Source organism: Vibrio sp. PBL-C16, from assembly GCF_034321865.1.
Classification (GTDB): domain Bacteria; phylum Pseudomonadota; class Gammaproteobacteria; order Enterobacterales; family Vibrionaceae; genus Vibrio; species Vibrio alginolyticus.
This window is the reverse complement of record NZ_JAXLNY010000002.1, coordinates 1,438,195-1,453,088: the sequence shown is the minus strand read 5'-3', so window position 1 is coordinate 1,453,088 and position 14,894 is coordinate 1,438,195. Positions and strand designations below refer to the sequence as shown.

Below are 14,894 nucleotides of genomic sequence, written 5' to 3'. Positions count from 1 at the left end.
CTTAACTATCCTGTTGCATTGCTTCGAGTTCTTCCCATCTCTCGAATGCGATTTCCAACTCCTGCTCTAGTGCAGCAAGCTGTTCCAATACCGGCTGAGTTTGCTCTACAGGTTTAGCAAAGAACTCTGGATCGTTCACTTGCTCCTGAAGGCTCTCGATATCCGACTCTAATTGTTCAAGTTTAGCTGGTAGAGCCTCTAATTCTCTTTGCAGCTTATACGATAACTTCTTCGAATTGTTCTTAGGTTGCGTAGTTTTGGGAGTTTCCTCAACCACTTTCTCTTTCTTCGTTGGTTTTTCAACCTGACTGCGCGAAGCAAGAACTTGGTCACGCTGCTGTTTAGCATCATGATAACCACCAACGAACTCTTCGATTATACCGTTACCCTCAAAAATCCAGCTGGTTGTTACTGTGTTGTCTACGAACTCACGGTCGTGACTCACTAACAATAATGTACCCTGATAATTGGCAAGCATTTCTTCTAAAAGTTCCAACGTTTCGATATCCAAATCGTTAGTTGGTTCATCAAGAATAAGTAAGTTGTTTGGTTTCAACAAGATACGGGCTAGCAATAATCGGTTTTTCTCACCACCGGAAAGTGCCTTAACCGGGGTTCTGGCGCGCTTAGGTGCAAATAAGAAGTCTTGGAGATAACTCAGCGCATGACGCTGACGTCCCCCAACCATTACTTCTTGTTTCCCATCCGCTAAGTTATCGATCACTGTCTTTTCTGGATCCAAAATCTCTCGGTACTGATCAAAGTACGCGACTTCTAATTTTGTTCCGCAGTGTAAACGACCAGACTGCGCTTCCAATTGCCCTAATAGCAATTTAAGTACCGTACTCTTACCGCAGCCATTTGGTCCGATAAGTGCAATACGGTCACCACGCATGATGTTAAAGCTAAAGTCGTCGACAATTGTCTTGCCTTCGTAAGCAAAAGATACATTTTCTGCTTCAAATACAATCTTACCTGAACGAGAAGCATCATCGATGTTTAGGTTAACTTTACCTTGAACTTCACGACGGTCACGACGCTCTTCACGAAGTTTTTTAAGGGCTCGAACACGGCCTTCATTACGAGTACGACGTGCTTTAATACCTTGACGAATCCACACTTCTTCCTGAGCTAGTTTCTTATCGAACTCAGCATTTTGCATTTCTTCGACGCGAAGCATTTCTTCTTTGTCATTCAAATACTGTTCGTAATTACCAGGGAAAGAAGCTAATTGACCGCGATCTAAGTCGACGATGCGTGTCGCCATCGACTTGATGAATGCACGGTCGTGAGAAATAAAGATGATCGAGCCTTTGAAGTCTTTTAAGAAGTTCTCTAACCATTCGATCGTTGTCACATCGAGATGGTTTGTTGGTTCATCAAGAAGCAATACATCAGGATCACAAACCAGCGCACGAGCTAAAGCAGCTTTACGTTGCCAGCCACCGGATAGATCGGCCAATTTGGTTTCTGGGCTTAGTTTTAAAGCGCCAAGTACGTTCTTAACACGGTCATCAAAGCGCCAAGCATTAGAATGATCAAGTTGCTCTTGAACTTTCGCCAAACGGTTAATGTTCTTCTCACTTGGGTCTTGAGCAACAAGATCGAGAAGATCGTGATAGATCTTCAATTGTTCGCCGATTTCAGCCAAACCGCCAGATACGTATTCGTAAACCGTACCCTCTTGATTGCGCGGTGGATCTTGTTCAAGCCGAGAAACTACTACGTCTTGAGTTATTTGAATCTTGCCATCATCCAACAAAATGTCGCCGGCAAGCACTTTCATTAACGTGGACTTACCTGCTCCGTTACGACCAACTAAACAAACGCGTTCGTTTTCTTGAAGAGCGAACTCCGCTTTGTCTAGCAATGGGTGGTCACCAAATGCAAGTTGTGCGTTATGAATGGTAAGTAATGCCATTATTATCCAACCAATGTGTGAGTTGTTCTAAGTCAAACGGCCAGTTCAACTCAGAATCTTGATATTTTAATACGGGTATTGTGACGCCGTAACGAGAAAATAGTACATCATCGAACGCAATATCAATGATATCTGTTTGCTCGGCCAAACCGACTTGGTCTACTAGAGCAAATGCCATCTCACAAAGATGGCATCCCTCCGTGCTATACAATATCAGCACGTATTAATCCTTTTGTTTATACTACGCGTGCGTTACTAGCCAACAGTTATGAATCTGTTTATTACGCGCAAAATCTAATGGTAACGTTTGAGAAGAAATATTCTGAGCCTTCAAACCCAATTCAGCGAGTGATTCTTCATCCATCTTGAAGTGACGTTTGTTATTTGAAAATACGATTGTGCCTTCACTTCTCAGTAAACGTTTGAGGTTCTTCATTAGCTTAATGTGGTCACGTTGTACATCGAATGATGTTTCCATACGCTTAGAGTTAGAGAACGTAGGTGGGTCAATAAAGATCAAGTCGTACTCACCTTTTGCGTTTTCTAGCCATTGCAAACAGTCCGCTTGTTCATATTTATGTTGGCGCCCTACACAGCCATTAAGCTGCATATTGTCTTTCGCCCAGTTCAAGTAGGTGTTTGACATATCGACAGTTGTAGTGGAACGCGCACCACCAACTGCAGCGTGCACTGTTGCACTACCAGTGTAAGCAAACAAGTTAAGGAAATCTTTACCCTGTGCCATTTCGCCAAGACGACGACGAGTGATCTTATGATCCAAGAACAGGCCTGTGTCTAGGTAGTCATGAAGGTTCACGATCAGCTTCACACCGTACTCGTTTACTTCGAGCGTCTCTGATACCTGACCTAATTTTTGGTACTGGCTTCGACCTTTCTGCTTCTCACGAACTTTCAGTACAACTTTGTTCGCTTCGACACCTGTCACCTGAATCGTCGCACGGATAATGTCCGTTAGACGACGCTTGGCTTTTTCTTCAGGGATGTTCTTAGGTGCTGCGTACTCTTGAATCACAATTTGATCGCCGTACACGTCGATCGCTACGTTATATTCTGGAAGGTCTGCATCGTAGATACGATAGCAGTCTAGTTTCTCTTTACGCGCCCACTTGCCAATCTTGCCAATGTTTTTCTTCAAACGGTTTGAGAAGTCTGGTGCGATTTGAACGTTAGTATCTGCACCTTTCACTTCATCAGCGCTGCGCTCGGCAATGCTGTAGTTCTTTTGGTGACACGGTAACGCACCATTGTTCAATTTAAACTGTTTATCAGCGCGCATACGAAGGCAACTCAAGAGCTCGTCTGAGCTAGAGAAGATAGATGCTTTACATCCGCCAAACTCAGATTTTAGCTGTCCACCGAATGCGGTATAGAGCGCAATCAGCCCCGGCTCAGTTCCTAGACGCTCACCGTAAGGTGGGTTTGAAACGATAACACCGTGTTCAAATCCTGCGGGACGAGTAATAGTTGCAGCATCACCTTGCGCAAACTCAATCAACTCTTCAACACCTGCTCTGCGGGCGTTTTCTTGAGCGACTTTTAATACTTTGGGGTCGTTATCGAATCCAAAAAACTTAGCGTCAACTTTCTTGACACCTCGTCTAGCTTGAACATTAGCCTCTGATTTAATCTCAGCCCAGGTCTCCGGTTCAAAGTCTTCCAAAACTTCGAAGCCCCATTGTTTGCGCTTAACGCCAGGTGCCATGTTGGCAGCCATCATTGCCGCTTCAATAAGCAAAGTACCAGAACCACACATTGGATCTAGTAATGGTTGATGCCCATCCCAGCCACAACGCATGATAATCGCAGAAGCAAGCGTTTCACGTAATGGCGCACGACCCGATTCTGGTCGATAACCACGCTGATGAAGACCACTACCTACCATGTCTACCCCAAGCAACGCTTTATCTTTATGCAAACGAACGTGAATACGAATATCTGGGCGTTCTTTGCTGATATTAGGACGTGGCAAGCCTTTATTCTCAAAGCAATCTACGATGCCATCTTTGACCTTCATAGCTCCGTATTGGCTATTTCTAATCTCACGGTTTGTGCCGTTAAAGTCCACAACAAAGCGTTTAGAGCTATGAAATTGGTTAACCCAGTTAATAGTGGAAGTGGATAGATACAAGTCCATGTCGTTGTTACACGTGAACTCAGATAAAACACGTACAAATCGAGACGCTAAACGGCTCCACAAACAACAGCGATAAACCTGTTCGTTTGTCGCTTTAAATTTTACGCCTGCCTGTACTGGTTTCGCATTTTCAATGCCTAGTTTAGTCAGTTCTTCAACAAGCAAATTTTCCATGCCATTTGAAGTTACCGCGAGATATTGATTCATAGTGTTCTTTCGCTGATAAAAAATGGCTTCAATTATACCTGACTTTACGATCAATGCCTCGTTTTTAAAGGTATTTTCCCACCCGTTAGTTCAAATCATCACCACTCAAATGATCTAAAACTTTCAACATCTTTAGTTTGAATGTTTTTCATTCATGAACGTATTTTGTTTCCTTTAGAAGAAGTGAATACTTATTTACATGCATTTTGGTATATACCAGTCGGGATTGATTGATGTAAATTACTTACAAATACCCTTTATAGGGGAATAAATAGGTTTTTTTTAGGCGCTAGGTTGCCTAATTAAAGGAGTAATCAAATTGAAATAAGTAAAATAAAAGTGACCAGCTTCATGTTTGCATGCATAGAAAACAAACAGTTTCATGGTCTTTCGGATTGGAGTGTCAGAGGAAAGGACAAAAAAAATCGACCCAATAAGGTCGATTAAGGCAAACAAAGGAACGAAATAAAGAAAAATTAAACAGCTTTAACCCACCATTGCCATAGGGGTCATTGCAAAGAGGTGGTTTGCACAAGCCATGCGATCATGCATTACTTTAATCGGCTGCCCAAATTGAAGCGCCTTATTGCCATCAAGAACAAAGGCTTCTTGGTTAACATAAGCACATAAGCTCGATGTTTCGCCTGGTTCTAGAACGATGAACATACCATCAGAATATTGATTTGTGAGAAAGACCATGTCCCCTTCTTGAGGTTCATAATCAGAGGACTGTGCATCGAAGAACCAGCTCTTAGGCTGTACAGGTTTATGAAAACGCTTTGCAGCAACACAATACAGTGTTAATTCAGCTTGGCGATATTCACTGATATCGAGACAGCGAATGCGCTCATTAAACGTTTGAAATGCGCTGGCGTCATCAACGGTAAATTCACTGTTTGAGAAGGCACAGTTAACCAACAATTTTCGGGATAGATTGGTTTGGAAAATCATTTCCTCCCCCAGATCCAGCATTAAGCAAGCTTTTTGCTCGTCAAAATACCAATTCCATTTGTCGCTGGGTTTAAGCATTATTCCGTTCTCTCTTGACTAGTTAAATCAGTGGTAAAGAGGTAAGACGCTTAATTACCTACTCGTGATTTTTAAATTCTACAAACGAACGGATAAAAAAAAAGAGGAAACAAAGTCCTCTTTTTTATGTAACAGGTACTGATTTTTCAGTAGTTTTTGATGTATATGTTAAAGATTCTTAACAATATCACGTACGAGACCTGGGCCGTGGTAAATAAAGCCAGTGTAGACTTGAACAAGTTTAGCGCCTGCCATGATCTTTTCTTTGGCTGCAACATAGGAATCTACACCACCAACACCGATAATTGGAAGTTTGTCTCCAAGCTCTTCATGAAGCTTACGTACGACCTCCGTAGAGCGTGATTGCACAGGGCGACCACTCAAGCCACCTGCCTCATTGGCGTGTCTCATCCCTTCTACGATCGTGCGATCCAAAGTTGTGTTAGTCGCGATCACACCATCTATATTGTTTTTCAATAAAGAATCGCAGATTTGGCAGATTTCATCGTCACTTAAATCTGGCGCAATCTTTAATGCTAACGGGACATACTTGTTGTACTTCTCTGATAACTCCGCTTGTTTCGCTTTTAATTCGGAAAGCAGTTCATCAAGCGCTTCACCATATTGAAGTGAACGAAGACCTGGAGTGTTTGGCGATGAGATGTTTACTGCAATATAGCCAGCATACTCATACACTTTTTCCATACAAATCAGGTAGTCCTCTGCCCCTTTCTCAATTGGCGTATCTTTATTTTTACCGATATTAATTCCGAGAACACAATTGAATTTTGCTCGTTTAACATTCTCGATCAAATTATCAACGCCTAGGTTATTAAAGCCCATGCGGTTGATGATCCCTTCTGCTTCCACTAAACGGAATAAGCGTGGTTTATCATTACCTGGTTGTGGTCGTGGCGTTACAGTGCCGACTTCGACAAAGCCAAAGCCCATGGTATCAAATGCTTCAATACATTCGCCGTTTTTATCTAAACCAGCCGCAAGACCAACAGGGTTACGGAATGTTAGACCCATACACTCAACTGGACGAGTTGGTAACTGTTGGCGGTAAAAGAGATCAAGTGGTGTGCCGTTAAAGCGTTGGAAGTTCTTGATTGCAAGATCATGTGCCTTCTCGGCATCGAGTTGGAAAAAGCCAGTTCTGGCTAGACGGTAAAGCATTGTGCCTCCGAAAGAAAAAAGCCCCGTATAAACGGGACAATATTATTTACCGTTTTTCATCGTAATTCAATGAAAATGAACGTAATAAGTAAAAACCTATATCTTTATAAGATTTTTAAATATAAAACAAACAATTACAATCAAGTTTCTGCGATAAAAATCGTAACTAACCGCTTAAAAGCAATCGATTTCACTCTGTTTTAATTTCAATTCAATGTGACAATGTAACTATTTTCGTTCCAAATGTGAATAATAGATAATAAAAAGCCCCGTTAAATAACGAGGCTTTTACTTATGACTTGATTATTCCACTACTCTTTCGATGAGCAGTTGAGGTTTAAAAGTACTAGCTCTCGAAGTGCTACAGAGAACTTAGCAAATTCGTGTACTGAGCCAACTTTGAACTCGTTTAAGATACTCTCCCAGCGGTGCAACGATTGCTCGTTAGTTTCAATCCAATCTTCTAACGCAGCCATCACGTCAAGCTCTTCGGTTGAGCAGCCACAAGTCAGTACCTGAGCGGTAAGTTGACGTTGTTGCCAGTCCAGATCTTCACGGAATGCCGCTCTTGCAAGTGCTTGCCAGTTGTTATCAACGGCTTGGCTATTAATTTGCTTCAAGAACCAATGCAACGATAAACGGTCACCCAAGTTAAAGTAGAGTTTCGATGCTTGCTCAACCGTTTTACCTGTTTCACTTGCTACTGATGAAATATCCAGTGCAGATTGTAAGCTTGATAAGCGGGCAACTTGGTGAGCGAGTTTCTCTTCAACCCCTTTCTCTATCCAACCTTGAGCCAACTCATTGTGTTCTTCAACTTCAGACTCAACTAACATAGTGTCTAGGGTTTCAGTGATAACATTGACATCTTGCTTGTAGATAGCAATCAACTCACCGACCGTGCATTTGCCGCTACGGTTACGAAGCAACCAGCGTGCAATTCGACGCAGTGCTCGGCGCACGTAAAACATAATTTCGTATTGAGCTTGCGCTGTCGCAACGTTATCAAGTTTGCGAGTTTGCTTGAGGATTGCTTCTAAATCAAAGATTTCTCTAGCCGCACTGTAAGCGTTGGCAATATCGACAACACTTGCACCAGTTTCTTCTTGCAAACGAGTAACGAAGTTACAGCCCATTTCATTAACCATCTGGTTAGCCAATGCTGTAGCGATAATTTCAGCTCGCAGTGGGTGATTAACCATTTGATCTTTATAGTTACGTCGTAACGCACTTGGGAAATATTCAACAAGTTGTTTTGCATGGAATTCATCATTTGCGATTTCATCCGTAACAAGTTGCTGTTTAAGTACCATTTTACCGTAGGCAACTAACACTGATAGCTCAGGGCGAGTCAGACCTAGTCCCTGTTTTTCACGCTCGATTAGCGTTTCATCATCAGGAATGTATTCGAGAGCACGGTCCAAGTACCCTGCTTTCTCCATAGTGTGGATGAATCGAATTTGCTCCTTAACAATGCCAACACCTTGCTGTTCAGTAACAGAGATCGACTCCGACTGACGGTAAGCATCATCCAAGACAATTTCACCCACTTCGTCTTCCATAGACTCTAGAATTTGGTTACGTTGCTTAACCGTAAGATCGCCATTTGAAACCAGTCCATTGAGGAAGATCTTGATGTTGACTTCATTATCCGAACAGTCAACGCCACCTACGTTATCAACGAAGTCCGTGTTCACTCGACCGCCAGTTAGTGCGTATTCGATACGACCAAGCTGAGTCATACCCAAGTTACCACCTTCGCCAACCACTTTGGCTCTTAAGTCACGGCCGTCAATGCGCAGCATGTCGTTAGCACGGTCACCAACATCTGTATGAGTTTCTGTCGATGATTTAACGTAAGTGCCGATACCACCATTCCAAAGAAGATCGACTTTCATTTTCAAGATCATCTTTATCAGATCGTTAGGCGCTAAAGATGCTTTCTTCGTACCTAACATTTTCTGAATTTCTGGCGTCAACTGGATCGATTTTGATCGACGAGAGAAGATGCCACCACCTTGAGAGATCAAGTCTTTGTTGTAATCTTCCCAGCTTGATCTTGGCAAATTAAACAAGCGGTTACGCTCTTCCCAGCTGCTGGCTGAATCTGGATTTGGATCAATAAAGATGTGCATGTGGTTAAACGCAGCTTGCAATCGAATATGCTTCGATAACAGCATACCGTTACCGAACACGTCACCTGCCATATCACCTACACCGATTGCAGTAAAATCAGTGGTCTGACAGTTGATGCCCATTTCACGGAAATGACGCTTAACAGATTCCCAACCACCTTTTGCGGTGATACCCATTGCTTTGTGATCGTAACCGTTTGAACCACCTGAAGCGAATGCGTCACCTAGCCAGAAGTTGTATTCTGCAGAAACAGAGTTTGCCAAATCTGAGAAGGTTGCTGTGCCTTTATCGGCAGCCACTACTAGATATGGGTCATCTTCATCGTGACGAACAACGTTTTGTGGTGGTACCACCTCTCCTTCAATGATGTTATCTGACACATCTAGCAGTGCACGGATAAAGCGTTTGTAACAACGCTGACCTTCCGCAAAAATTTCATCACGAGTGGTGAGAGATGGCTGGCGTTTACAAACGAAGCCGCCTTTTGCACCCACTGGTACAATTACAGTGTTCTTAACCTGTTGCGCTTTTACTAAGCCAAGAATCTCCGTACGGAAGTCTTCTTGACGATCTGACCAACGCAAACCACCACGAGCCACTTTTCCACCACGAAGGTGAACACCTTCAATATCTGGTGCGTAAACAAAGATCTCGAATGCAGGTACAGGCTGCGGAATCTCAGGAATATCGCTTGGCTTCATTTTCAAAGATAACCAAGGCTTAGGCTGCTTATTCTCGTCTACTTGGTAGTAGTTGGTACGAAGCGTCGCCATGATCATTTCAATATAACGACGAATAATACGATCATCATCCAAGCTCTCTACACGATCCAACTGCTCTGTTAGCTTTTTAATTAGATCGTTTTGGCCTTTCTCGCTGCCTTTGTGTTTCGGATCAAATCGCTTGGTGAACAGCTTGACTAGACCTGTCGCTAAGTCTGGGTAGTGGCTTAGCGTGTCTTCGATGTACTGCTGACTGAATGGGAAGCCTACTTGGCGCATGTATCGTGCGTAAGCACGAAGAATGGAAATCTCACGGCCAGATAACGACGCACCTAATAACAATCGGTTGAAACCATCACTTTCAAGATTACCCGCCCAAATGGCAGCAAATGCTTGTTGGAAACGATCACGAGCTTCACGAAGGTCAACGGTTTTCTCGCTCTTATGCAGCATAGAGAAGTCAAGGATCCAGAAAGTCTGCCCGTTGTTTTTCTCGATCTCATATGGCGATTCGCCAATCACACGCAAACCAAGGTTTTCCAACATCGGCATTACGTCAGAAAGGTGAATTGGTTCATCGCGATGGTATAACTTTAAGCGGACAGCTTTGGAATCTGCACCCTCTTCTTGAGGTCGGTAGAACAACATGCCAAGTTTATTATCATCACTTAACGCTTCTAAGCGCTCGATATCTGCAACCGCAGAACCTGGCATCATGTCCTCTTTGTATGAGCGAGGGAACGCACTCATATATTCTTTTGAAAGAGGAAGGCCTTTGCTTTCACCAAAGTTAGCAATGATGGATTCTTTTAGTCTGTCATCCCAAGAGGTAGAAACTTCCATTAGATTTTGCTCGATCTTTTTCACGTCTACGTCAATGTTGTTATTGTCTACACGAACAATGTAATGTGTTCTCGCTAGTGGGCTTTCTGAGAAGTACGTTGTAAATTCAACCTCTTGCTCGCAACCAAAGTACTGCTTAAGAATGCGTTGAGTTTGACGACGCAATTCTGTGTTGTAACGATCTTTAGTGACATAAACCATGCAACTGAAGAAACGACCAAATGGGTCTTTACGAACAAACAAACGCAGCAAGTCACGATCTTGCATTTGTACAACACCCATTCCCACCTCAAGCAGCTCTTCTTCATTAGCTTGAAGCAACTCGTCGCGTGGGTAGTTTTCTAAGATATTGTGCAATGCTTTGTATGAGTATGATCCGTGACGGTATCCACTTGCTTCAAGGATACGGTCAACTTTTTCACGGATCAGAGGAATACTTTGTACCGCTTGGTTGTAAACGGCGGAGGTATATAAACCAGTAAAGCGATGCTCACCTATTACTTTACCGTTTTCATCAAACTTCTTAATACCGATGTAATCAGTATAAGCCGGACGGTGGATACGAGATGCTTTGTTACCTTTGGTGATGATCAGAGCGTATGGTTTTTTCGCTTCTAATCGCGCTGAATCTGATAATTCAGAGAGCTTGACGCTACGCACGCGCTTGTCATCAGCAAACAGACCTAGTCCTTTTTCTTTAGCAGGAACAAGTTCGGTATCACCATTGACCTCTTTTAAGTCATAATCTTTATAACCCATAAAGGTAAAGTTATGATCTTCTAGCCAACGAAGAAATGCGATCGTTTCATCCATACGATCAGTTTGGATAGAAACACGATCTTTATTTTTCTCAAGTTCATCAGTAACAAACTTAAGCTTATCAACCATCTGCTTCCAGTCATCAACGACTAAGCGAGTATCAGATAGAATTCTTAACAGCTCTTCTTTAAGCGCTTGCATCTCGTCTTTACTAGTAAGGCGGTCTACCTCTATGTGGAAAAGTGATTGAAGAACACCACCCTCACCGTTTACGTCTGTAACTTGGCCTTTTTTATCACGCTGAATCTGTGTTGGGTTATTCAACATTAGGTGACAAACAAGATCCAAACGTGCTAAAGCCATTTTGACTGAGTCCACTAAGAATGGACTATCTGGAACAACAATTTCTACGATTGTGTGTGTGGATTGCCAGCCTTGACGACTTACGGTCGGGTTAAATACTCGAACCGAAATCTCTTCTGGTTTTTTTTCATTGATATGGTGCCAAAGGCTAACGACAGCACCATAAAGGTCGGATTCGTTTCGCTGAATTAGATCATCATCAGCAATGTTACTGAATAAGTGTTGAGCAAGTTTAGTTACAAGCGTTTGGTGAGAAAGCTCGAGTTTGTCTTGAATCAGTTGGTAAACCTTTTCAAGCAGAACCGGCACTACATTTTCACGCGCGGTCATATTCACACTCCACATTAGAATTGTTGTTTTGTAGGGGGACTTAGTAGCTAGGTTGTTACCTTAGAAACTAAGCATAGGTAATGCATGTGCCCATTGTAAAAGCATAATTACAAATGTTTAACAACTAATCGTAGTGGTAAGAGGTGAAATGTCCGATTCTGTGACTAAGATTCCTATTTAACTCTCTGCAAATACAATACATCACAGAGTTTCTAACTTAAGAAACTTATTATTTTGGTCAGTTGTTAGTCTAAACTGGCCTCTAACGCCCAATTGACTAAGAAATGGTCTAAATCTCGCGGCGGGTAACTGCAAACGCAAACCGTTGTGTGTGACAACTTGAACAACACTTGCCGCACCAGAATAATGAGATAAAAACGTTTGATATGAAATGTTGAGATTGAAGTAGTAATAGTTCATGAAGTGAAAACTAAGTGACATAAACAAATAAGGTGGTCTAAATGACCACCCTATTGTGTTGTTTACTATTCGTCTAGTGCTTTAGTCACTTTTTCGAATAGATCTTTAGCAAGATTATCCATTGCTTTGAGCTTTTCAAGTTCTGCACGAATCATTGCTTGGCGAGCTTCATCGTATTTACGGAACTTAAGCAAAGGATCAATCATTCGAGAAGCTACTTGTGGGTTCGAATCATTTAGTTGGCGAAGAATTTCACCGGCAAACTGGTAACCTACACCGGATTTATCATGGAAACGTACAGGGTTCGCACTTAAGAACGAGCCAATTAAGCTGCGCGTACGGTTCGGATTTTTCAAACTAAATGCTTCGTGGTTCATGGTTGCTTTTACTTTTTCAAGAGCATCCTCTGCAGGATTGCTACCTTGAAGTGCAAACCACTTATCCATAACCAAACCATCGTGCTTCCATTTATCGCTATAATCAGCCATAAGTGCTTCACGACACTCGAGCTGAGCGTTATTTGCGGCACTCATCGCAGCAATCGTATCTGTCATGTTATTTGCAGATGCGTACTGCGCGTTGACTAAATCATTACCTTTTTCCGTATATGCTAGGTACTGAAGGCAACGGTTACGTAAAGCACGCTTGCCAATAGCAGCATGGTCGATCGTATACTCTGTTTGCTTAAGCGTGTGATAAGTTGCACTTAGCTCATCTTCTAATTCCTTAGAAAGTGACACTGTAATGCTGTTTAGCACTTTGTCTACGGCATCGATATCAATTTGCTGGTACCAACCAGTAATCTCATTGATTGAAGGCATAGAGAAAACTTGAGCAATGAAAGCTGGCTCAAGCGTTTCATCCAACAGCACACCGCGGAAAGCATCTATCACACCTTCAGAAAGCGATACTTCTTGTCCCGCTTGAACATTTTTCACATTCTGACGAATGTATTTAGCCAATAGCATTTGGCTAGCGTCCCATCGAGCAAAATCGTTCGTTGCGTGCTTCATCAAGAAGACTAACTCGTCATCGCTGTAATCGTATTCTAATTTGACTGGTGCCGAGAATTCACGCAACAAAGATGGCACTGGCTGTTCTTCGACATTTTCAAATACGAACGTTTGCTTATCTTGTTTAATATCCAGCACGTTATGAACAGATTCACCGTTAATCACCAGTGGGATAACTCGACCTTTCGAATCATACAACTCGATATCGAACGGAATATGCAGCGCTTGTTTTTCTGCTTGGTCTTGCGTCGGCTCCGTAAATTGCTCTACCGTTAGTGCGTAAGTTTTTGCATCAGCGTTGTATTCGCTATTTACGCGCAGCGTTGGTGTACCCGATTGGCTGTACCACAGGCGGAACTGTTTTAAATCAACACCGGTGGCATCTTCCATTGCAGAAACAAAGTCTTCACACGTCGCGGCGGTACCATCGTGACGTTCAAAATAAAGTTTCATTCCTTTTTGGAAGCCCTCTTCGCCAAGGAGTGTATGGTACATGCGAATAACTTCGCTGCCCTTTTCATACACCGTTAGCGTGTAGAAGTTATTCATCTCAATGACTTTGTCAGGACGAATCGGGTGAGACATTGGGCTTGCATCTTCCGCAAATTGAGGACCACGAATAATACGTACGTTATCAATACGGTTATCAGCACGAGAGCCTAAGTCAGAAGAGAATTCTTGGTCACGGAATACGGTTAAGCCTTCTTTTAGACTTAGTTGGAACCAGTCACGACAAGTGACACGGTTGCCAGTCCAGTTGTGGAAGTACTCATGACCGATCACAGCTTCGATGCCTAAATAATCACGATCTGTCGCAGTTTGATCGTTCGCCAGAACATATTTTGAGTTAAAAATGTTCAAGCCTTTGTTTTCCATTGCACCCATGTTGAAGAAATCAACAGCAACGATCATGTAAATATCCAGATCGTATTCCAGGCCAAAGCGTTCCTCATCCCACTTCATCGAGTTGATCAGCGATGTCATCGCATGACCTCCACGATCTAAGTTACCTTTATCAACAAAGATTTCTAAATCAACACTGCGACCTGACATCGTTGTATATTTGTCACGCAATACATCAAAGTCGCCTGCAACAAGGGCGAACAAGTAAGCTGGTTTTGGATGCGGATCCTGCCATTGAACCCAGTGACGACCGTTCTCTGCATCGCCTTCTGCAATTCGGTTACCATTGCTCAGCAAATATGGGTAAGCCGCTTTATCTGCGATCACTTTTGTTGTGTATTTTGCTAGAACATCCGGACGGTCTAGATAGTACGTGATACGGCGGAAGCCCTCAGCCTCACACTGAGTACAAAATGCGCCGCCTGATTTGTACAAACCTTCGAGTGCTGTATTCGCTTCAGGATCAATTTTGGTGACGATTTCAAGTTCAAACTCGGATGGAAGATCGGTCAGTACCAGCGATGACTCCTTCACCTCGTGATGAGCCCAATCCTCACCATTTACTTTTACAGCGCGTAGCTCAAGCCCTTCGCCATCGAGTTCTAGCGTTGTTGTATCGCCTTTTTGAGCAACTTTTGATACCGCCGTAACGATTGTGTCATTGTCATATAGATCAAACGTTAGATCGATATCAGTAATCGCATGAGATGGCTCTTTATAATCTTTACGATATTTGGCCAGGGGAGCTTGAGACATGAGCATAAATCCTTGTATGTCGAACAACAAAAATACCAGACTGCATGATCAAAAATGCATTTCTGGTATCACTATATAAGCTATTTGTAGGGGTTGTGGTATCAGAATACAAGTCTTTCCATCAAAAAACGGAGCTTTTAGTGCTCTAGCTCCGTTTT

Annotated in this window: 8 protein-coding genes; all 8 read right to left on the bottom strand. The window is 42.7% G+C overall.

Translation table 11 applies throughout. From position 1 onward, the window contains the following. Position 1: 1 nt before the first annotated feature. The 8 genes from UQW94_RS14920 to pepN all read right to left on the bottom strand — a co-directional run bounded on the left by UQW94_RS14920 (position 2) and on the right by pepN (position 14,736). Positions 2–1,921, bottom strand: a complete 1,920-nt coding sequence (locus tag UQW94_RS14920; protein WP_213893859.1) for an ABC transporter ATP-binding protein — start codon at positions 1,919–1,921, stop codon at positions 2–4. Continuing rightward, positions 1,899–2,141 (bottom strand): glutaredoxin family protein, encoded by a 243-nt coding sequence (locus UQW94_RS14915; RefSeq protein ID WP_017821808.1) that lies wholly within the window; start codon positions 2,139–2,141, stop codon positions 1,899–1,901. Before UQW94_RS14915 ends, UQW94_RS14920 begins: the two co-directional genes overlap by 23 nt. Before the next feature lie 21 nt (positions 2,142–2,162). Then, positions 2,163–4,283, bottom strand: a complete 2,121-nt coding sequence (gene rlmKL / locus UQW94_RS14910; protein WP_053350765.1) for a bifunctional 23S rRNA (guanine(2069)-N(7))-methyltransferase RlmK/23S rRNA (guanine(2445)-N(2))-methyltransferase RlmL — start codon at positions 4,281–4,283, stop codon at positions 2,163–2,165. Positions 4,284–4,769: 486 nt separating this feature from the next. After that, complete coding sequence (locus tag UQW94_RS14905) at positions 4,770–5,312, bottom strand: cell division protein ZapC (protein ID WP_005377444.1); 543 nt, start codon at positions 5,310–5,312, stop codon at positions 4,770–4,772. Positions 5,313–5,480: 168 nt separating this feature from the next. Then, positions 5,481–6,491: a quinone-dependent dihydroorotate dehydrogenase gene (gene pyrD, locus UQW94_RS14900; RefSeq protein WP_225472945.1), complete on the bottom strand. Its 1,011-nt coding sequence runs from the start codon at positions 6,489–6,491 to the stop codon at positions 5,481–5,483. Positions 6,492–6,802: 311 nt separating this feature from the next. Then, positions 6,803–11,644, bottom strand: a complete 4,842-nt coding sequence (locus UQW94_RS14895; RefSeq protein WP_086046766.1) for an NAD-glutamate dehydrogenase — start codon at positions 11,642–11,644, stop codon at positions 6,803–6,805. A 201-nt stretch (positions 11,645–11,845) separates the two neighbouring features. Then, positions 11,846–12,064 (bottom strand): DUF2835 domain-containing protein, encoded by a 219-nt coding sequence (locus UQW94_RS14890; RefSeq protein WP_005377440.1) that lies wholly within the window; start codon positions 12,062–12,064, stop codon positions 11,846–11,848. 65 nt (positions 12,065–12,129) lie between these two features. Further along, positions 12,130–14,736, bottom strand: coding sequence for an aminopeptidase N (gene pepN / locus UQW94_RS14885; protein ID WP_322142340.1), 2,607 nt, complete (start codon positions 14,734–14,736; stop codon positions 12,130–12,132). Positions 14,737–14,894: the final 158 nt, after the last annotated feature.

Coding starts and splice junctions, on each gene's coding strand:
- pyrD (WP_225472945.1), bottom strand. CDS start 6,491: ATGCTTTACCGTCTAGCCAGAACTGGCTTTTTCCAACTCGATGCCGAG.
- pepN (WP_322142340.1), bottom strand. CDS start 14,736: ATGTCTCAAGCTCCCCTGGCCAAATATCGTAAAGATTATAAAGAGCCA.
- UQW94_RS14920 (WP_213893859.1), bottom strand. CDS start 1,921: ATGGCATTACTTACCATTCATAACGCACAACTTGCATTTGGTGACCAC.
- UQW94_RS14895 (WP_086046766.1), bottom strand. CDS start 11,644: ATGACCGCGCGTGAAAATGTAGTGCCGGTTCTGCTTGAAAAGGTTTAC.
- rlmKL (WP_053350765.1), bottom strand. CDS start 4,283: ATGAATCAATATCTCGCGGTAACTTCAAATGGCATGGAAAATTTGCTT.
- UQW94_RS14890 (WP_005377440.1), bottom strand. CDS start 12,064: ATGAACTATTACTACTTCAATCTCAACATTTCATATCAAACGTTTTTA.
- UQW94_RS14905 (WP_005377444.1), bottom strand. CDS start 5,312: ATGCTTAAACCCAGCGACAAATGGAATTGGTATTTTGACGAGCAAAAA.